The organism is Geothrix limicola (genome assembly GCF_030268085.1).
Taxonomy (GTDB): Bacteria; Acidobacteriota; Holophagae; order Holophagales; family Holophagaceae; genus Geothrix; species Geothrix limicola.
The window spans coordinates 290,560-309,986 of sequence record NZ_BSDE01000005.1 but is presented as its reverse complement, the minus strand read 5'-3'; the positions used below and the strand labels follow the sequence as shown (position 1 = coordinate 309,986).

Here is a 19,427-nt window from a genome sequence, read left to right as displayed (position 1 = left end):
GTCGGTCTCCCTAGGCCTGGAAAGCCACTTCGACGAAGGCCAGGGCGTGGTCCACTTCATCGTCGATGGAGAAGGTGAGTCGTTCCACGTCCAGGTCCTTGTGGAGGGCGCCGGCGAGCACCGCCTTGAAGGAAGGCAGTTCGTCGAGCGAGAAGAGCAGGCGTTCGTCGGCGGGCCCCATGGGGATGCGGGTGCGGACGAGCAGGTCGCAGAGGTGGATCAGGTTGGGCAGGAAGTCGTCGGCCTTGGGCGTGTGATGATCGCGGATCACTTCGACGATGGCTTCGGGGAAGGACCATTCCGCCGCGAGGAGGGATCCCGCCTCGGCGTGGTCCAGGCCGAGCACCTCGCGCTCGGCATCCACGAAGTAGGCGCCTTCCGCGACCTTCTGCATCACGCCGGCGTAGGCTTCGGGATAGCAGGTGTCGAGCGCGATCTTGCCGATGTCGTGGAGCAGGCCCGTGAGGAAGGCGGTCTCGGCCTGGCCGTGCCGCTTGGCGAGGACGCAGACGCCCTTGGCCGTGAGACCCACGGCGACGCTGTGCTGCCACAGCTTCAGCGCGTCGAGGTGGGCGCCGCCCCTCAGGGTCTTGATCACCGCGGCGCCGGTGCCGAGGTTGGCCACGGCATCGAAACCCAGGCGCAGCACGGCGGTGCGCAGGTCCATCACGGCCCCGCCGGCGTAGAGCGCCGAGTTGGCGAGACGCAGCAGGGTGGCGGAAAGGGAGGGATCCTTCGAAAGGATGCCCAGGATGCGGTCCACGGTGCAGCGCTCGTCCTGCACGGCCTCACCCAGGGCCACCACCGTCAGGGGGAGGCTCGGAAGGGTCTTGGCCTTCAGGCGCGAGGTGAACTGCTCCTTGGAAATCATCTTCAGAACTCCGCGATCATCGACTTGTCCTGCTCGATGGCCTGCCGCACGCCTTCCTTCAGGCCGTCCAGGGCTTCGGGGCCCAGCTGCAGGATCTCCATGGCCTGCATGGAGGCGCCCTCCAGGTGGTGGGGATCCCCGATGCCGACCTTCTCCTCCAGGGCCAGGTGGTTGGCCAGGGCGACGATGGCGGCCAGTTCGCGGTGAGCCTCCGGCGCGTGGATGGGGTCGTGGTGCGAACGCACGGCCGCCTGCAGGCTGGGGGCCAGGTTCCACTGGCTCACCAGCGCCTCGCCCACCATGGCATGGTCGAAGCCGAAGGTGTCGAGTTCGAGGTCGAGGCAGACGGTGTTCTCGTTGTAGACGGAGCGCAGCAGCGCGCCGTAGCGCTCGGGGAACTTCACGCCCATGACGGATTTCCCGATGTCATGCAGCAGGCCGCCGATGAAGGCCTCCTCCATGCGCGGGAAGCGCAGGCTCTTGGCGAAGGCGCGGCTGGCCACGGCCGAGACCAGGGCGTGCTCCCAGATGAGGCGCTCCTGCAGCCCCACGGTGCCGCGGTGGTAGAGGTTCTTGGCCGAACTGGCGATGACCACGCTCTTGATGGTGGAAAACCCGAGGGTCATGATCGCCTGAGTGAGGGTGGTGACCTCGCGGACCATGCCGAACATGGCGGAGTTCGAGATCTTCAGGATCTGGCTGGTGAGCGCCTGATCCATGGCGATGACCTTGCGCAGATCCTCGGCGTTGGCGTCGGGATCGGCGGACACCCTCAGCACCTGGGAGGCCACCTGCGGAAGAGGCGGCAGGTCTCCGAGGTTGGCGATGAGTTCTTGGGGGGTGATGGGCATGGTCTGACCTCTAAATCCGCTTCCGGTAACCCATGGCTTTGCTGAAGTGCAACAGCTCGAAACCGGTGTTGAAAGAGTGGATGCTTTCGCTGTGCCCGACCAGCAGGTAAGCCTTGGGGTGAAGCTGGCCGTGGAAGCCCTTGAGGACCTGCGTTTTCACGTTCTCGTCGAAGTAGATGAGGACGTTCCGGCAGAAGATCACATCATAGGTCCCCAGCTGCCGGTAGGCGGGGTAGTCCACCAGGTTGAAGTGGCGGAGGCTCGTGAGACGCTGCACCTCAGGCTTGACCTGGAAGAGGTCCTTGCCCAGCGGAATGAAGTGCCGCTGCAGCTGTTCCGGCGTCAGGTTCCGCAGGGTGTAGCTGTTGTAGACGCCGTCCTGCGCCTGGGCCAGCACCTTCTCACTGATGTCGGTGCCGAGGATCTCCACCGTGAAGCCGCGCAGCACCGTGTCCCGCAGGTCCTGGCAGATCATGGCCAGGGTGTAGGGCTCCTCGCCGCTGGAACAGGCCGCCGACCAGATGCGCAGGCGGCTCTGGCCCCGCTCCCGCGCCTGCTTGACGGCGTCGGGCAGCACGATGTTCTGGAAGGCCTCGATCTGGGGCGGGTTGCGCCAGAAACTCGTTTCGTTGGTCGTGATTTCCACGAAGAGGCGCTTCAGTTCGGTGGGTCCCTGGCTGCCCTGGAGCAGGGACAGGTAGTCCGCGTAGGACTTCAGCTTCAGCTCCGCGATCCGCTTGCTCAGCCGGTTTTCCAGGAAGTACTGCTTGGATTCGCTGAAGAAAATGCCCGACTTGGCGTAGATGAAGTCCCGGAGGCTCCGGAACTCGGCGAGGGTCATCTGCTGCTTGGCCTGGAGTGGATCCATCGGGTCATCCTGTCTGCGGGATCGGCCGGGGATTCCAGGGCTTGAATTTCCGCCGATTAGCCTTCCAGGATCACCACCGCCAGGGCCAAGTCCCCGTCATGGCTGACGCTGCCATGCAGGTGGCTGATGTTCCGGGCCGCCAGCAGATCCGCCAGGGCACCCACGGCCCAGAGGCGGCCGTTCACGTAGCGCAGCTCCTTCCAGGACCACCCGTCCAGGCCCGTACCCAGGGCCTTGCCGAAGGCTTCCCGCAGGGCCCACCGGCCCGCGAGGCGTTCGGGAAGGCGTTCGCGGTTTCCGCTCAGCAGGTAGTCGGCCTCATCCGGATGCAGGATGCGCCGGGCGGACTTATCCGCGCCGAAGCGGTCCACCATGTGGCGCCAGCGGCTGGGCGGGCAGAGATCCGTACCCATGCCAAGAATCATGTCAGGCTCCTGTTCCATGGACGAAGCGGCGGTTGAAACCAGAGTCATCCGCCCTCGTGTGGCCGTTGTCTTTATCGCCGTCCATCACCGGTTTCACTTTCTTTGTCCTCTTTTGGGGCACATCCAAGCATCAAAGCTCAAAAACAGGAACCAGTGATGAACGGTGATGGACAGTGATGAGACTGGAATGGCTGTGGGTGTTTTTTCAAAGTTCCCGCGCGAACCAGTGGTCGCAGCCCCCGTGGCCGGTCTGGCCCAGGGGCGAGCAGAGGGGTTTGAAGCCGAGCTTCGTGTAGAGCCGGATCGCCTGATCCATGCCCGTGAGGGTCTCCAGGTAGCAGGTGCGGTAACCCAGATCCTTGGCCACTACGAGGCAATGCTTCAGCAGCGTTTCGCCCATGCCCTGACCGCGGGTCTCGGGCAGGAAGTACATCTTCCGCAGCTCGCAGATGCCGGGATCACCGCCTTCGAGGGCGGCGACGCCACCGCCACCCACCACGCGGCCTTCGGCGTTGGTCACGACGAAGTAGGCGGCGCCGGGACCGGCGTAGGCCGCGCTCATGTGATCCACTTCGGGATCGTGCAGGGCGAAGCCCGGGCCGTCGGCGCCGAACTCGGGCATGACGGCGCGGATGATCGCCGCCACGGCGGCATCGTCTTCGGAGTGGATGGGCCTGAAGGTGAGCATGGGTTCCAGGTTACCCAAACCGGCGCATCCCGGCGCGATCCAGGCCAAGCTGGAGGCTGGAGGTGCCCATGGCCCCGCTCCTCTTTGCAGATCGTCTCCGGTCCGGGGCGCGCCTGCTCGGCACGCTGGTGCAGATTCCCCACCCCGAAGTGGCGCTGAGGCTGGCGCGCCAGGGTTTCGACTGGCTCTTCCTGGATGGTGAGCACGGTGGCTACGGACCCCCGGAGGCTGCAGCCACCCTGGCGGCCCTGGGCGGGTCCGTGCCCTGTCTGCTGCGGGTGCCCTCCCTGGATCCCGAGGTGCTCGAGGCAGCCGCGGGCTGTGGCGTCGCAGGCCTGATCCTGCCTCACGTGGACGAACCGGCACAGGCCGAGGCGGCGGTGCGGATCATCCGGGGCCGCGGCCTCGTGGTGGTGCAGGCCGAATCCGGGGAAGCGTTGCTGAACATCGGCGCCATCGCCCGCGTGTCCGGCGTGGATGTGGTCTTCATCGGCCCCTACGACCTGAGCGAAAGCCTGGGCATCCCGGAACAATTCCACCATCCCGTCTTCCGTGAGGCGGTGGCCGAGATCGCCCGCACCTGCCGCGAGGCGCGCATGCCCCTCGGCATCTTCCGCATGAGCGCGGCGGAGATGCGGCCTCACGAGGCGGAAGGCTTCACCCTGCTGGCCGTGGGCCTGGACGGCACCCTGCTGGAGGCCGGGGCGCGAGCCGTAATGGAGGAATTGCGGGCCTGAACCTACTCCGGCCAGTGATGCTTGGGATAGCGCCGCGACAGGCCCGGCCGAAGTTCTTTGTAGGCCCGCTGCCAGAAGCCCGCGAGGTCGGTGGTGACCTGGACGGCGCGCATGTTGGGGGCCAGCAGGTGCAGCACGAGCGGCACGGCGCCACCGGCCACGGCGGGAGATTTCTTCAGGCCCCAGAAATCCTGCAGGCGCGAGGCGATCCACGGCGGATCGTCCTCGTAGTGGACCTTGGTGGGGCGCCCCTTGGGCAGTTGGATGGCCTCGGGGGCCCAGGCATCCAGCAGGCGCAATGTCTCGGCCGGAAAGGCCTGGCGCAGGGCCGCGGGCCAGTCCACATCCTGCACCTCGCGCAGGGTCGTGCGCCCCGCGCAGGCGCCCGCCAGCAGCGGGCCGAGCAGATCTTCAGGCAGGTCCAGCTCGGGCCGGTGCCTTCGAAGGAAACCGAGTCGCGCCAGGAACCGCGCGGGCACCTCATCCAGCGGGCGGTCCCGCAGGGCTTCGGCCAGCAAAGCCGCCACGCGGGGATCGGAGGGATCCGCGGGTCCCCGGCTGGCGTCGATGCTGAGGCCGTCGTAGCGGATCTCCGAGCGCCGTTCCACGCGGCCCGCCGAAGGGTTGAAGGTCAGCTCGTCCACATCCTCCAGGCGCTCAGGGAAGGCATCCAGCAGCCAGTCCGCCTCGCAGCGGGAGGCCTGCCGGATGAGTGTCTGGCCACCCGTGCCCTGCTTCACGGCCTCGGCCTCCAGGGCCAGGATCAGGCCCGGCCGCCGCACGCGGCTGGAGGGATCCAGCTTGGCGCCCCCGCCGCCCGCGAAAGCGCAGGTTCCGTTGGCGGACAGCTGGCCCACGCGATCGGGGTAGGCCCTGAGCAGGGCTTTCAGCAGCCGCGTTTCCGCATCCGCGGGTTCCGCGGGCGAGGGCAGCAGTCGCGCGAGGGATTGCACGGCGCGCTTGGCGCGGTGGAGGGCGGCGGTGTCGAGTCCGGCGGCCCGGCAGGCGCCGGGTGCGAAGCCCGCGGCCTCGGCCTCCTCGAACTGATCGAGGCGCAGCAGCAGGTCCGAATCCGCGCCGTGGCCCGTCTTGGCGGGCGTGCGCTCCAGGCCTTGGCGCGCCGACAGGTTGCCCGTCTCCAACAGGGCCGCCGCGCGCAGCGCCAGCTGGGGGATGCCGAGATCCTCGCCCGCCACGGCGAGCCGGGCGAGACGCGGATGCAGGGGCAGGTCCGCCATGCGCCGTCCCGCGGGGCTGAGGGCGCCGTTCTCCAAGGCGCCGAGCCGCGTGAGCAGGGCTTCCGCCGAGGTCATGGCGGCTTCGGGGGGCGCCTCGAACCAGTCCAGGCCCGCGGGATCGGTGATGCCCATGCCGTGCAGGGTCAGCAGCGGTTCCGCCAGATCCGAGCGCTGCAGTTCGGGCGTGTCGAAGGCCGGGCGCGCCTGGAAATCGGCCTCGGTGTAGAGCCGCAGGCAGCGGCCGGGCCCCGTGCGGCCCGCGCGGCCCGTGCGCTGCACGCATCGGGCCTGGCTGATGCGCACGGTGCGCAGGCCCGAGAGGCCCGACCAGGGCGAATGGGAGGCCTCGCGACCCAGGCCCGAATCCACCACGGCGCCGATGGCGTCTAGGGTGACTGAACTCTCGGCCACATTGGTGCTGAGGATGACCTTGGGCGAGTCGCTGGCCTCGAGCGCGTGGGCCTGGGCCTCGGGCGACAGCTCGCCGTGAAGGGGGCGCAGGCTGAGACCGCGCCGCGACGCGACGGCTTCGCAGCCCTTCAGGCAGGCGCGGATCTCGGCGGCGCCGGGCAGGAAGACGAGGGTGTGCTTGCCTGATGCATCCTTGCCCAGACCCGCGCCGTAGAGGGTGTCCAGCGCATCGGCCACCTGCAGTTCGAGGGGGCGGTCATCGGGGCGGGACAGGAAGGTCGTCTCCACCGGATAGGCCCGGCCCTCGCTCTTCATCACCGGCGCATCGAGGTAGGCCGCCACGGGGCCCGCGTCCAGCGTGGCGGACATGACCAGCAGCCTGAGGTCGGGCCGGGATGCGTGCTGCAGGCGGCGCAGCAGGGTGATGCCCAGGTCCGTGTGCAGGTGCCGTTCGTGGAATTCGTCCAGCACCACGGCCGAGATGCCGCGCAGGGTGGGATCGCCGTGGAGGCGACGCAGCAGCAGGCCCTCGGTGACGAAGCGCAGCCGCGTGGCCCGGGAGACCTTCTGCTCGAAGCGCACGGCATAGCCTGCCCGCTGGCCCAGGGGTTCGCCCAGTTCCTCGGCCACGCGGGTGGCGGCCAGGCGCGCGGCGAGACGCCGGGGCTCGAGGATCCAGCATTCGGCCGCCCCTTGGTCACCCCCGCCATCCAGCAGGCCCGATTCCAGCAGGGCCGGGGGCACGCGCGTGGTTTTTCCTGCTCCGGGATCGGCCTGCAGCACCAGATTGGGGTTGTCGCGCAGGCTTTGCGCGATCTGCGGCAGCAGGGGGTCGATGGGAAGGGGCGGACGCATCCATTCAGCCTACCGGATCAGGCAGATCGCCTTTGGCGATCTGCCTATCGGTGCCGCATGGCGGCGCCGCTTTCCCGTGCAATGGCGTACAATGTGAAGTTTGGACGGGAGTGGTCATGGCAGGCGCGGAAACGGCGGGCGTGGGCGGCAAGGTGGGCACCGTGATGGATAGCCTGCGGGATGCCTACGGCGACACCCTGGTGGAGCTGGGCAACGAAGGCGCCAACATCATCGTGTTCGACGCGGATCTGGCCGGGTCGACCCGCACAAGCAAGTTCGCCAAGGCCTTCCCCGAGCGCTTCTTCAACATGGGCGCCGCCGAGCAGGGCATGGTGGCCGCCGCCGCCGGGGCCGCCACCACGGGTGTGGTGCCCTTCCTCAGCACCTTCGCCATGTTCGCCACGGGCCGTGCCTATGAGTTCGTGCGCCAGGCCGTGGGCGTGGGCCATCAGAACGTGAAGATCGTCGCCACCCACGCGGGCCTCACGGTGGGCGAGGACGGCGGCACCCACCAGTGCCTTGAGGATCTGGCCCTCATGTGCATGATCCCCGGCCTCACCGTGCTGTCGCCCGCCGACGCCATCGAGACCAAGCAGGCCATCCGCGCGGCCTACGCGCACCAGGGCCCCGTCTACGTCCGCCTCACCCGCGACAAGTTCCCCCGCATCCACGCCGAGGACTACCAGTTCCAGATCGGCAAGGGCGTCGTGATGCGCGAGGGCAAGGATGTGCTGCTGGTGGGTTGCGGCCTGGGCACCTCCATCTGTCTGGACGGTGCCGAGCTGCTGGCGGCCGAGGGCATCGAGGCCACCGTGCTGCACATGCCCACCCTCAAGCCCTTCGACCGTGAGACGCTGCTGGCCCTGGCCAAGAGGCACAAGGCCGTCGTCACCTGCGAGGAACACCAGATCCACGGCGGCCTGGGTGGCATCGTGGCGGAGATCCTCTCCGAGGCCCATCCCATGCCCGTGCGCCGCGTGGGTGTGAACGACCAGTTCGGCCAGAGCGGCAAGCCCGACAAGCTGCTGGAAGCCTACGGCGTCACGCCCAAGGCCGTGGTCGCCGCCGCCAAGGCCGCCCTCTGATGGCTACGGAGACCTTCCGCGCCAGCCGCTGGACCAAGGGCAACCATGTGTTCAGGACCGTCATAGAGGTCACGGATTCGGCGGTGGTGCGGCGGAAGCGATCCTGGTTCACGGTCAACGAGATCAGCATCCACCTCTCGAAGGTGGCCAGCATCCGCATCGATACGGGCCTGTTCTGGTCTGACATCCTCGTGGAAAGCACGGGTGGCAGCGATCCCCTCACCAGCCATGGACATTCGAAGGCCGATGCGCGCCGCATCAAGGAGCTCATCGAGACCGCCCAAAGCCGCCAGATGAAATGACCGGCGGCTGAAGTGAACGGGGATTGGGGAATAAACGGCCAAGCGCGCGGTTCTTTACTTCGCCCGGGATCGACCGATCAGAGGGGGTCCCTCGGATTTCCCTTACAGGCATGACCATGCAGGCAGCGACACCAGGGCCGCCAGGTGCGGAGACGCCGGGAAACCCTGGTCCTGGCGTGCTGGCTCCGGGCACCGAGATCGGTCGTTTCCAGATCCGAACCCTCCTGGGTCAGGGTGGCATGGGGGCCGTCTACCTCGCCTGGGATCCGGTGCTGGAACGCAAGGTCGCCCTCAAGTCCATCCGGCTGGGCGAGGATGGAAAGGCCGCGACGGCGGGCCGCTTCCGGCGCGAAGCCATGGCCCTCGCCCAGCTCAACCACCGGCACGTCTGCCAGGTGCACGATTGGGTCGAATCGGGGGGCAGCGCCTACATCGCCATGGAGTTCGTCGAGGGTGAGACGCTCGCAGCCGCGGCCCCGAAGATGGACCTGCGCCAGAAGCTCCTGGCCCTGCGCGCCATCGCCTACGCTCTCGAGGCGGCCCACGCCAAGGGCATCGTCCACCGGGACCTGAAACCCAGCAACGTGATGATCGACGGGGCCGGGCAGATCAAGGTGCTGGATTTCGGCCTCGCGCGGCTGGTGGATTCGGCCTCGGCCAAGGGTGACCTTCCTACGGGAAAGGATGTGCCCAACCTCTCTCTGCTGGCCCTGCCTGGAGGCGATGGGGCCACCCTGGTGGAATCCGCCGCGCCCGAGGATGGCGACAAGACCAGCCAGGGCAGCGTGGGGAAGCCCGACTCTTTCGTATCGAGCTGGGGGGAGATGACCGAGGTCGGGGTCTTCATGGGCAGCCCCATCTACGCCTCTCCCGAGCAGATGGGCGGCAAGCGGGTGGGCCCACCCAGCGATGTCTTCTCTCTGGGCGTCGTGGCCTGGGAACTGCTGCTGGGCGATCACCCCTTCCCGGGGGAGGGGCGCGTCCGGATGACCGCGACGGTTCACGGGGAACTGAAATCGCTGCGGGGGCGGAAGCTCCCCCGGCGTCTGGCGGCTCTGTTGCGGTCGATGCTTCAAGGGGATGCCCGGTTGCGTCCCACGAGCCCGCAGGTGGCCACGGCGCTCAGCAAACAGCTGAACCGGAATCCGGCGGCCCGATGGGCGATGGGCGCCGCCGCCCTCGCGCTGGTGATGGGCCCGGGCTACTACCTGTTCGGCCGCAGCATCATCGCGGACCTGGGCAAGGAGCAGGTGCCCAGGCTGGCGGTCATGCCCATCCGCAATGCCACGGGAGATCCGAACCTCGACGCCCTCGTGGGCGTGGGCATGACGGAACTGCTGTCCATCGCGCTGCATGGGTCGCCCAGCATGGTGGTGATGGAACCCGAGGCCGTGGGCCGCGTGCTCACGGGCCTGCGGATGAACGCATCCGAAGCGCTGGAACCCGCGGGTCAGGCCCGGATCGCCCAGGCCCTCGGCGCGCGGCTGCTGCTGCGCGGCACGCTCCGCCAGGAGGCCGGGGGGGCGGTCGATGTGCTCAGCTACGAACTGGTGGACGGCACCGGCAAGGTGCGCGCCTCGGGCCTCGCCCGCGCGCCGCGCCAGGCCTCCTTCGCGCCCTACGCGCTGGTGGATCCCGCCGCCCATGACCTGCTGCGGAAGGTGGATCCGCTGCGGTCCGCCGCCACCCAGAGTGCGCCGGTTCCACCGGAGGTGTTCGCCATCTACGCCAACGGGAAGGCCCTCTTCCTCAAGGGGGATTTCAAGGGCAGCGAAGCCTACCTGAAGGAGGCGGCCATGAAGGCGCCGGCCTTTTCCAGCGCCGTCTCGGGCTATGCCGCCTGCCTTCGCCGCCTCGGCCGTGAGCAGGCCGCCATCGTCACCAACTGGGCCCTCATGTCGGCGAAGGCCACGGGGGACCGCTGGGCTGAAGGACGCACCCTGGGTCTGAAAGCCTACCTGGCGAAGGATCTGGGCCAGCTCGACGAGGCCCAGCGGCTTCGCGAGGCCTCCCTCGCCCTGGCCCAGTCCATCGGCGACCGCGATGGCGAGACCATCGCCTACAACCACCTGGGCCTCATCGCCGCCGAGCGTGGCCGCTACGCGGAGGCCGACCGGTTCTACGGACAATCGCTCCAGTTGAGCCAGGCGACCGGCGACAAGGTGTACGAATCGCTCGCGCAGAACAACCTCGCCAACCTGGCCCTGAAGCGCGGCGACCTGGGCACCGCCGAAAGGCTCTACCGCACCAACCTGAAGCTGCAGCAGGCCCTCGGCAACCGCTGGGGCGAAGGGCTCGCGTTGAACAACCTGGGCGTGGTGGCACTGACCGCGCGCAACCTTCCAGATGCCGAGGCCCTGCTCACCAAGGCCCTTTCCGCGCGGGAGGCCGTGGGCGACAAGGCCGGGCAGGCCACCTGCCTGAGAAACCTCGGCATTCTGGCCCTGATGAAGGATCGGCTGGCAGAATCGGCCGCCTTTCACACGCGTGCCATGGAACTGGCGCAGAAGCTGGGACTCCGCACCATTGAAGCCGAATGCCAGTTCTACGTCGCGGAGCTGGATCGGCTCCAGCGTCGTTTCGTCCAGGCCCGAGGGGGCTACCAGAGGGTGATCGAGCTCCTGCCGGAGGGCGTGACGCCCGAGGTCCGCGCCAATGCTCAGGCCGCACTGGCAGAGTGCCTCATCCTCAAGCCTCGGCCCGACCTGAAAGAAGCCGCGAAACAGCTGGAGGGCCTCGGGTCTGAATATGACGCCTCGCCCTATGTCCACCGAGCCAAGGCCTGGTTCGCCTTCCAGTCTGGCCTGCGCGATGCGGCCCTGACCGAGCTGGAGCAGGCCATGGCGGATCCCCAGCGGCAGGCCCCCGAGATCCGCGCCGAACTCGATCAGACCCGGGCCTTCTTCCTGGCGAAGCCCGCCCGCTGATCAGCCCGGATTTCAGCCCTTGGCGGTGCCCGCCAGTTTCGCCGCCACAGCCTTCAGGTCATCATCCGGCGACAGGTGGTGACGCACCTCCACGTCGCCGCGCTTCATGGCCACGCAGATCCTTCCGAGGGGACAGTTCAGGAGGCAGGATTCCCGTACGACCTCCAGTCCCTGAAGTCGCTTGCGGCTCAGGAGCAGGCGTGTCAGGCAGACCAGGGCCTCGGTCATCGCCTTGCCCAGCCGGGGTCGTCGAAGGGCATGGCGTTCGCAGTCGGCGCAGATGGTGAGGGTGGGGGGCATAGATACAAAGATATCGCATCTTTGAATGTTTTTTCATGGTGATGCGATCCGCCCGGGCCTGACTCACTCGAAGTGCGGCGCCCGCTTTTCGAGGAAGGCCGCCAAGCCTTCCTTGGCGTCCGGATGGCGCATGGCGGCTTTCATCTGGGCGCCCTCGGCTTCGAGGCGGCGGCGGAGGCTGTCCGCATCCAGGCCCTGGTTGCGCAGCAGGGTGGTCTTGATGCGGGCGAAGGTTTCGGCGGGCCCTGCGGCGAGGCGGCGGGCCAGGCTTTCCACGGCGCCCTCCAGCTGGTCCGCGGGCACGACCTGGTTTACGAGGCCGAGGGCTTTGGCCTGGGAGGCGTCGAGGGTGTCGCCCGTCATCATCAGTTCGGCGGCGATGGCGGGATTCACCAGACGCGAAAGGCCGACGCTCCCGCCCCAGTCGGGGTGCAGGCCGATCTTCACGAAGGCCATGCTGAATTTGGCTTCCGGTGTGGCGATGCGCAGGTCCGCATCGAGCGCCAGGCTCATGCCCGCGCCGGCCGCAGGCCCCTGCACGACGGCCACCACAGGCTTGGGCAGCGTGGCCAGGCCGTGGGCCACGGAAGCGCCCAGATCCAGCAGGGTTTCCATTTCCTCCCAGCGGCCTTCGGATAGCGCCTGGGCCATCCAGCCGATGTCGCCGCCCGCGCAGAAGGCCCGCCCCGCACCCCGCAGCAGCAGCACTTTCACGTCGGGTTCGGCGGCCCGGGCGAGGGCATCCTCGAAGCCCGCCTTCATCTCGGGCACCAGGGCGTTCAGTTTGTCCGGGCGGTCCAGCGTCAGCGTGGCGATGCGGCCGTGGATCTCGAAGCGGATGGACATGGTCACTCCAGCACATGAAAGAACGCCCCAGCGCGAGCCGGGGCGTTCTCAAGGGTACGACAGGTGGGATTTAGAAGGTGACCTTCACGCCGAAGCGCACCCGCCGGCCGCGCTGCCAATCCGTGGCGTAGCCGTAGCGTGGATCGGGGTTGCCGCCCGAATCCGTCGCCTGCTGCAGGACCCGGGTGGCCATGCGGGAGTTGGCCAGGTTGTAGACATCCACCGTAGGACTGACCTTGACCTTGGGCACGATGTTCCAGGAGTAGTCCAGCTTCAGGTCGATGTTGTTCGTGGCTGGGGTGCGGCCGTACTGACCGAGGATCATGTTCTCAGGCGTGGCATTGCCGTAGCCGCCCACGTCGGGGAGGGGCGGGTTGCTGGAGGAACCGTCGTCGAAGCGGCTGATGGGCGTGCCGGTCTGATAGGACCAGTTGATGCCGCAGGTGAAGACGCCGGGGCCCAGATCCCAGTTCCGGGAGGCGAAGAGTTTGGCGATGTGGGTGCGGTCCAGGGGCAGGGGACCGTAGCCCACGTACGGCCATTCGTCGAAGGAGGCCGTGATGCTGGCGTCGGCCTGGCCGTTGCTGGAGGTGACCAGTCCCTCGTAGTTGCCTTCGGAGCGGCTCCAGGTGTAGCTGAAGCTCAGGTAGGAACGCTTGGTCTGCTTGACGAGGGTGAAGTCCAGCGAATCATAGGTGTTCTTCGCGGGATCGAAGTAGGTGGGCACGTTCGAGTAGTGCTGGCCGCTCTGGTCGGTCCAGGAGACGTTCCGGCCGGGGTTCCAGAGGATGGCGCGTTCCTGCAGATCGTAGGCGTAATTGGTGCCGGGGTCGCCGAGGGGGCCGCGGATGGTGCTGTCTTCCAGGATGTTGTCCATGGTGCGGTGTTTGCCATGGATGCCTACCGTCAGGCCTTCCTGGATGGTCCGCTCGTAGCCGAGGGTGTACTCCGTGCGGCGGGGCAGCTTGGTCCCTTCGGCGATGGGATCGCGCGAGTAGGGCGTGGCGAAGTCCGTGACGCCTGGCGTGCCCGAGTAGGTGCCAACGCCAGTCGAGCTGTAGACGAAGGTCTGATTGCCCGAGCCGTTGGTGTAGCGGTTCCGAAGGTAGACTTCGTTGCCGTAGACGCGGGCCGCCAGGCGCTGGGGAACCTGCTCGAAGTAGCGCGCGAAGCTGCCGCTCACCTTGGTCTTGCCATCCTTTTCGGGATCCCAGGTGAAGCCGATGCGGGGCTGGGTGTAGTCCGAGAAGTTGTCGAACTTCATGAAGGTCACGCCATGGGGATCCTTCTGGGCCTGGGTCTCGTAGCGGACTCCGTAGAAGACCTTGAGGTTGGGCGTGAGGTCCCAGGTGTCCTGGATGTAGTAGGCGTTGAACTCGGCCTTGACGGTGGAATCGTCGGTCTGCCAGCGCTTGTCGATGCGGTCTCCCGCGGCCCGGATGATGTACCAGCCGCCTCCAGAAGTGGCCGCCGTGCGGTGGTAGTCGGATTGCAACGTGGAGGCGCCGAACTTGAGGCTATGGCTGCCCAGGATCCAGCTGAGATCGGCCTTGAACTGGGTGGTCTTGCCTTCCTCGTTCGGGTTGTAGCGGCCGAAGCCCCCCCGGATGTAAGGGTTCTGCTGTTGGAGGGGAGTGCCGGTTCCGCCGCCGCCGCCGTTGTACCAGTGGCTATCCAGAATCTGACCGAGGTTGGGGCTGCCGAGGTCCACCGTGTCATGGATTTTGGCCAGACCACCTTTCACGCTCATCACCAGATTGCTCTGGATGGTCCAGTCGTAGACGAGGCTGTAGTTGCTCGACGTGATGGTGTGCTTGAAGGAGGTATCCGCGTCGCCGAACTGCGCCGTGCGGTCATTGGGCGCATCGTCCGTGACCGTGTTGCCGAAGTAGCTGAAGGTCAGCTGCTGGTCCGTGTTCAGGAAGTAGTTGACCTTGGCGGTGACGCTGGTGTCGGTCTCCTTGCGCTGGCCCACTTCGACATCGGTGAAGTTTTTGAAGGGGTCGGACTTGCTGCCGATGGAATTGAGGCCCACGAAGTAGAAGAGCTTGTCCTTGATGAAGGCGCCACCGGCAGTAGCACCGATCTCGGTGCGTTCCCGGGCGGCGCTGTCGCCGTTGTTGATGGGATCGCGCACGGGTGGGCCCGCAAAGAGGGCGGCCTGTGTGAAGTAGCCGTTTTTCTTGTTCACGGCCTGCATGCTGAGGGGTTCGAAGCTCGTCCAGGCAGAGCCCCGGAAATCGTTGGAGCCCGACTTGGTGACGACGCTGAACACGCCGCCAAGGGCGCTGAATTCCGGCTTGTAGCCGCCGGTCTGCACGTCGATGGATTCGATGAATTCCGTGGGCAGGTTGGTGGCCGTGCCGCCGTAGCGGAAATCGTTCGTGACGAGGCCGTCGACGATGAAGGAGTTTTCAGCACCGGAAGCGCCGTTGATGGAGATGCCGAGGCCCGGCACGCTGCTGCCGAACGTGGTGCCGCCGCTGGCGACGCCCGGGGAGAGGAAGGCGAGTTCATTGGCCGTGCGGCCTGCGGGAATGGCGGAGAGTTCATCAATGCTGACGTTGAGGCCGGTGGTCGTGCTGTTGGCGTCGACGATGGAGGCGGTTCCCACCACTTCGACGGTGGCGCCGCCTTCCTTGGGCAGCTTGAAGTTCAGCACCCGGGATTCATTGATGCCGAGGACGACGGATTGGGTGCCCGAGGTGTAGCCGGCCTTGGTCACCGTGACCTGCCAGGTGCCCGCGTTCATGAGCCCGGCGTGGAACTTTCCCTCCGCATCGGTCGTCGCGGTCCGGGTGACCTGGAAGGAGGTCATCCGGATGATGGCCCCGGCGAGGGGTGCTCCCGAGGTGTCGGTCACGACGCCCTGGAAGGCGCCCGTGGTGGCCGTCTGGGCGTAGGAGATGGTCGCGCCGCTCGCCAAGAGGACGGCGACGGCCGTCAGCTTCGAGAAAGAGAACCTCATAGGTAGACTCCTGTCATGGCGCGGCTAGAACCGCGCAAGTGGGAACCAGGTTTCCTCCGCGATCCCGGGCCCGGGGGAGCCCAGCAGGAGCGGGAGTCAAAGCCCATCGATATCGGCCTCAGGCCTCCGAGTGGGAAAGAAGAACAAGGGGGTAGTGGTGCGTGATTAGATCACATTTCCAGAAAGAAGGAATAAAAAATGAGACCCGTTCTTCATTGAAGATATATGCGTTATCTACAGTGCTGGCGCGGGTCTTCGCGCAAGCGTTCCGATGACGGTGCGTTGAAGGCTACGGGCGGCCCGCGGCCTCGCGGATGAAGGCCCGGAACAGATCGCGCGCGGCGTCTCCGGCGGGGCCCTTGAGCGTGACGAGGTTCTCCGGGTGCCACTGCACGCCGAAGACCCAGCGCCTGGGATCGATGGCTTCGATGGCCTCGACGATGGGGCCGGTTTCCGTGTGGGTGGTATCCAGGTGCCAACCCACGGCCGCGAGGGGCGGCGCCACATGCTTCACGGCCTGGTGGTGGCGGCTGTTCACGAGGAAGACATCCTCGCCCAGCAGGCTTCGCAGGCGGGAACCGGGAGCCAACTGGACGCGATGGTGCATCTCTGGAACGTCGGAGGTGCCATGCTGATGGCGCGTCGGCTCGCATCCGTAGTGGTCGGGAATGTCCTGGATCAGGCTTCCGCCCAGGGCCACGTTGAGCACCTGCTCGCCGCGGCAGATGCCGAGGATCGGCAGGTCCCGCTCCCAGGCGGCGCGCACGAGGGGAATTTCGAAGGCATCGCGATCCGCGTCCACCTCGGCCTTGGGATGCAGGGGCTCGTCTCCGTTCCAATGGCAGGGATGGATGTCGTAGCCGCCCGTGAGCAGGAGGCCCGCGACCTCAGCCAGGTCGGGGAGGGGATCCCCGGGGGCCACCAGGTGGATGGGGCCGGTCCAGCCGGCCATGCCGAGGGCGGGAAGGTAATGCTTCTCTGCACCGGACTTGTTTTTGCAGCTAAGGAGGAGCTTTGAGTTGCCGCTTGACATGACTTTCCCTCGGCGGAATCCTCAACACCCTACCACCCCCTCAGATGGTCTGAGTCGACGGTGAGGCGGAGAGCTCCGCCGATACATAAGGAGGACGTCATGTCCGGTTCATTGAACAAAGTCATGCTCATCGGGAATCTGGGCCGCGACCCAGAACTGAAGGCCACGCCCTCGGGCCAGAGCGTCGCCCGCTTCTCTGTCGCCACCACCGAGACCTGGAAGAACCAGTCCGGCGAGAAGCAGAGCAAGACCGAGTGGCACAACATCGTCGTGTGGGGCAAGCAGGCTGAGATCGCCGAGAAGTACCTGCGCAAGGGCAAGCAGGTGATGATCGAGGGCCGCATCCAGTACCGCGAGTACACCGACCAGGCCGGCGTGAAGAAGACCGCTTGCGACATCCGCTGCGACAACTTTGTCATGCTTGGCCGCATGGATGAGGGCGGCGGTGGGCGTGATTCGGGTGGTTACGGTGGCCGCGCCTCCGGTGGTGGTTCCCAGGATTTCGAGGATCACGGCGCCCCCAGCCCCGCGGGCGGCGGCAGCTTCCCGGATGACGACATCCCGTTCTGATCGGCCTCCCCACCACGCAGAAACGGCGCCGTTCGGCGCCGTTTCTGCGTGGGCTTCCCGGCCTTACTGGGCTGGCTTGCCGTCCACCATCATCTTCTCCTGGGTCATGGTGGTGGCCTTCACCTTCCAGTCATTCCCGTCTTTCACCCAGGTCTCGTCGTAAGCCTCTTCCCCGGCGATCTTGTGGGGTGCGTCCTTGGGCCCGAACATCGAGATGCGGTCCACGATGTCGAAAGACCAGGTTTCACTGACCTTCGCATGGGCCTCCGCGCCATCCACCGTCACGCTGTGCACGGTGTGGACGTGCTTGTGGGTCTTCTCGAGACAGTCCATGAGGCCCTTCATGAAGGTTTTGAGTCCGGCGAAGTCGCGCTTCGTGCCGTCCTTTTCCTGGTAGGCGATATCCGCCGTGAAATGAGACATGAAGCCATCCAGATCCTTGTGGTCGAAGGCCTTGGCGAAGGCGGTGTGGGCCTTCTGGAACTGGGCCTTGAGGACGGCGGCTTCGGGGGCCTTGGTCTCGCCCGCGGCGAGGATCTGAAGGCCCGCGAGGACGAAGGGAAGGGGGGTGCGCATCCGCATGGTTCCTCCTGTGGAAGGTGGCGGTGAAGCGACTTGGTGGATTTGGAGTGCTGAAAGGATGCTGTTGCTACAACTGGGTCGTCAAGAAAAAAGAGTGATAGAGCTGCTGATGAGTATTCAGCCCTCTAAGAAGAGAGCAATGGTGCGAGCGCGGCTTCGTCCTGGGGCGGACCGGCGCCATGCGGTAACATGGAGGGTTCCGGAGAAGCCATGCTCGCAGTTCAAAATGTCACCATGCGCTACGGCGCGAAGATCCTTTTCGAGGATGTCACCACCACCTTCAACCCGGGCCGGCGCTACGGCCTGACGGGTCCGAACGGGGCGGGAAAATCCACGTTCATGAAGATCCTCGCGGGTGAACTGGAGCAGCAGCAGGGCAATGTGATCCGCCCCCGCAAGATGGGCATCCTCCGTCAGGACCAGTTTGCCTTCGATCAGTTCCGCGTCATCGACACGGTGATCATGGGCAATGCGGGGCTCTGGAAGGCGCTGCAGGAGCGCGACGCCATCTACGAAAAGGCCGAGATGACTGACGAGGACGGCATGCGCGTGGCCGAGCTCGAGGGCATCGTGGCCGACGAGGATGGCTATACCGCAGAAAGCGATGCGGCCGTGCTGCTCGATGGCCTGGGCATTCCCGAGGCGCTGCACGAGCGCAAGATGAGCGAGCTGCAGGGCGGCCAGAAGGTGCGCGTGCTGCTGTCCCAGGCCCTCTTCGGCAACCCCGAGGCCCTGCTGCTGGACGAGCCCACCAACCACCTGGATCTGGACTCCATCCACTGGCTGGAGGAATTCCTCAGCCGCTACAAGGGCACCGTGGTGGTCATCTCCCACGACCGCCACTTCCTGAACAACGTCTGCACCCACATCGCCGACATCGACTACCAGACGATCATCCAGTACACCGGCGGCTACGACGACATGGTCATGGCCAAGATCCAGGTGCGCAGCCGCATCGAATCCGAGAACGCCCAGCGCGAAAAGAAGATCGCCCAGCTGAACGAGTTCATCCAGCGCTTCGCCGCAGGCACGCGCAGCAGTCAGGTGAACAGCCGCCGGAAGGAAGTCGAACGCCTCCAGCCCAGCGACCTGGCCCGCAGCAACATCCAGCGCCCCTTCATCAAGTTCAACCAGGCGAAGCCCGGCGGCCGCTACGCGCTGGAATTCGAAGGCGTGAAGAAGGGCTACGACACCGATAAAGATGGGACAGGGGGGCGTCACGAAGTCATCAAGGGCTTCTCGGCCATGGTGCAGCGTGGCGAGAAGGTGGCCCTCATGGGCCGCAACGGCATTGGCAAGACCACGCTGCTCAACGCCCTGCTGGCCAACGCGCCCCAGGTGACCGAAGCCGGCCTGAAGCTCGATGCGGGCGAGGTGAAGTGGGGCCACGAAGCCAACGTGGGCTACTTCTCCCAGGATTTCGCGGAAAGCATCCCCAAGGGCTACGAGCTCGTCACCTGGCTGCACCAGTTCGATCCCGACGCCACCAAGGAGCAGATCCGCGGCGTCATGGGGCAGATGCTCTTCCGCGGCGAAGAAGGCAACAAGATGACCGACGTGCTGAGCGGCGGCGAGTCCTGCCGTCTGCTCTTCTGCAAGCTGATGCTGCAGAAGCCCAACATCCTCGTGCTGGACGAACCCACCAACCACCTGGATCTGGAAGCCGTCATCGCCCTCAACGACGCCCTGCAGCGCTACGAGGGAACCATCCTGCTGGTGACCCACGACGAGGACATCATCGACGAAGTTGCTACCCGCATCTGGCACCTCACGGATGACGGCATCGAGGATTTCAAGGGCACGTACGCCGAATACAACGCGCCCACGGGACGCTGAAGTCCCCACCGGGTCGTAGGGGACCGCATCCCCC

General features: G+C 66.4%; 17 protein-coding genes. 6 read left to right on the top strand and 11 right to left on the bottom strand.

The features are described from left to right. Positions 1 to 10 precede the first annotated feature (10 nt). From QSJ34_RS14045 to QSJ34_RS14025, 5 genes are all read right to left on the bottom strand, one after another. Positions 11 to 871 carry an HDOD domain-containing protein gene (locus QSJ34_RS14045; RefSeq protein ID WP_285576312.1) on the bottom strand — a complete coding sequence of 287 codons (861 nt, stop codon included), beginning with the start codon at positions 869 to 871 and terminating at the stop codon, positions 11 to 13. Positions 872 to 873: 2 nt separating this feature from the next. Then, positions 874 to 1,722 carry an HDOD domain-containing protein gene (locus QSJ34_RS14040; RefSeq protein WP_285576310.1) on the bottom strand — a complete coding sequence of 283 codons (849 nt, stop codon included), beginning with the start codon at positions 1,720 to 1,722 and terminating at the stop codon, positions 874 to 876. A 10-nt stretch (positions 1,723 to 1,732) separates the two neighbouring features. Beyond that, positions 1,733 to 2,590: a CheR family methyltransferase gene (locus tag QSJ34_RS14035; RefSeq protein ID WP_285576308.1), complete on the bottom strand. Its 858-nt coding sequence runs from the start codon at positions 2,588 to 2,590 to the stop codon at positions 1,733 to 1,735. Between the two features lie 56 nt (positions 2,591 to 2,646). After that, complete coding sequence (locus QSJ34_RS14030) at positions 2,647 to 3,015, bottom strand: holo-ACP synthase (RefSeq protein WP_285576305.1); 369 nt, start codon at positions 3,013 to 3,015, stop codon at positions 2,647 to 2,649. A 205-nt stretch (positions 3,016 to 3,220) separates the two neighbouring features. After that, positions 3,221 to 3,703 (bottom strand): GNAT family N-acetyltransferase, encoded by a 483-nt coding sequence (locus QSJ34_RS14025; protein WP_285576302.1) that lies wholly within the window; start codon positions 3,701 to 3,703, stop codon positions 3,221 to 3,223. Between the two features lie 68 nt (positions 3,704 to 3,771). Here QSJ34_RS14025 and QSJ34_RS14020 point away from each other — a divergent pair, with 68 nt between their 5' ends. Beyond that, positions 3,772 to 4,440: an HpcH/HpaI aldolase family protein gene (locus tag QSJ34_RS14020; protein WP_285576300.1), complete on the top strand. Its 669-nt coding sequence runs from the start codon at positions 3,772 to 3,774 to the stop codon at positions 4,438 to 4,440. A gap of 2 nt (positions 4,441 to 4,442) precedes the next feature. Here the strand turns inward: QSJ34_RS14020 and hrpB are convergent, their stop codons facing one another. Continuing rightward, positions 4,443 to 6,944: an ATP-dependent helicase HrpB gene (gene hrpB / locus QSJ34_RS14015; RefSeq protein WP_285576298.1), complete on the bottom strand. Its 2,502-nt coding sequence runs from the start codon at positions 6,942 to 6,944 to the stop codon at positions 4,443 to 4,445. Between the two features lie 116 nt (positions 6,945 to 7,060). On the opposite strand from hrpB, the gene QSJ34_RS14010 reads away from it, so the two are divergent. From QSJ34_RS14010 to QSJ34_RS14000, 3 genes are all read left to right on the top strand, one after another. Beyond that, positions 7,061 to 8,029 carry a transketolase family protein gene (locus QSJ34_RS14010; protein WP_285576296.1) on the top strand — a complete coding sequence of 323 codons (969 nt, stop codon included), beginning with the start codon at positions 7,061 to 7,063 and terminating at the stop codon, positions 8,027 to 8,029. Next, on the top strand, positions 8,029 to 8,331 hold the full coding sequence (locus QSJ34_RS14005) for a PH domain-containing protein (RefSeq protein ID WP_285576293.1): 303 nt from the start codon (positions 8,029 to 8,031) through the stop codon (positions 8,329 to 8,331). Before QSJ34_RS14010 ends, QSJ34_RS14005 begins: the two co-directional genes overlap by 1 nt. Positions 8,332 to 8,441: 110 nt before the next feature. Beyond that, positions 8,442 to 11,258: a protein kinase domain-containing protein gene (locus tag QSJ34_RS14000; protein ID WP_285576291.1), complete on the top strand. Its 2,817-nt coding sequence runs from the start codon at positions 8,442 to 8,444 to the stop codon at positions 11,256 to 11,258. Positions 11,259 to 11,270: 12 nt separating this feature from the next. Here QSJ34_RS14000 and QSJ34_RS13995 read toward each other — a convergent pair whose 3' ends face one another. From QSJ34_RS13995 to QSJ34_RS13980, 4 genes are all read right to left on the bottom strand, one after another. Then, entirely contained in the window at positions 11,271 to 11,558 is a 288-nt protein-coding gene (locus QSJ34_RS13995; RefSeq protein WP_285576289.1) for a hypothetical protein, read from the bottom strand. A gap of 63 nt (positions 11,559 to 11,621) precedes the next feature. Beyond that, positions 11,622 to 12,404 (bottom strand): enoyl-CoA hydratase/isomerase family protein, encoded by a 783-nt coding sequence (locus tag QSJ34_RS13990; RefSeq protein WP_285576287.1) that lies wholly within the window; start codon positions 12,402 to 12,404, stop codon positions 11,622 to 11,624. A 70-nt stretch (positions 12,405 to 12,474) separates the two neighbouring features. Further along, positions 12,475 to 15,372 (bottom strand): TonB-dependent receptor, encoded by a 2,898-nt coding sequence (locus tag QSJ34_RS13985; protein ID WP_285576285.1) that lies wholly within the window; start codon positions 15,370 to 15,372, stop codon positions 12,475 to 12,477. A gap of 289 nt (positions 15,373 to 15,661) precedes the next feature. Further along, positions 15,662 to 16,405 (bottom strand): gamma-glutamyl-gamma-aminobutyrate hydrolase family protein, encoded by a 744-nt coding sequence (locus tag QSJ34_RS13980; protein WP_285576282.1) that lies wholly within the window; start codon positions 16,403 to 16,405, stop codon positions 15,662 to 15,664. Positions 16,406 to 16,504: 99 nt separating this feature from the next. Between QSJ34_RS13980 and QSJ34_RS13975 the strand changes: the two genes are divergently transcribed. After that, positions 16,505 to 16,975 carry a single-stranded DNA-binding protein gene (locus tag QSJ34_RS13975; RefSeq protein ID WP_285576280.1) on the top strand — a complete coding sequence of 157 codons (471 nt, stop codon included), beginning with the start codon at positions 16,505 to 16,507 and terminating at the stop codon, positions 16,973 to 16,975. Positions 16,976 to 17,038: 63 nt separating this feature from the next. On the opposite strand, the gene QSJ34_RS13970 is transcribed toward QSJ34_RS13975, so the two are convergent. Further along, positions 17,039 to 17,557, bottom strand: a complete 519-nt coding sequence (locus QSJ34_RS13970) for a nuclear transport factor 2 family protein (RefSeq protein ID WP_285576278.1) — start codon at positions 17,555 to 17,557, stop codon at positions 17,039 to 17,041. Between the two features lie 210 nt (positions 17,558 to 17,767). Between QSJ34_RS13970 and QSJ34_RS13965 the strand changes: the two genes are divergently transcribed. Continuing rightward, positions 17,768 to 19,393, top strand: a complete 1,626-nt coding sequence (locus QSJ34_RS13965) for an ATP-binding cassette domain-containing protein (RefSeq protein WP_285576276.1) — start codon at positions 17,768 to 17,770, stop codon at positions 19,391 to 19,393. Positions 19,394 to 19,427: the final 34 nt, after the last annotated feature.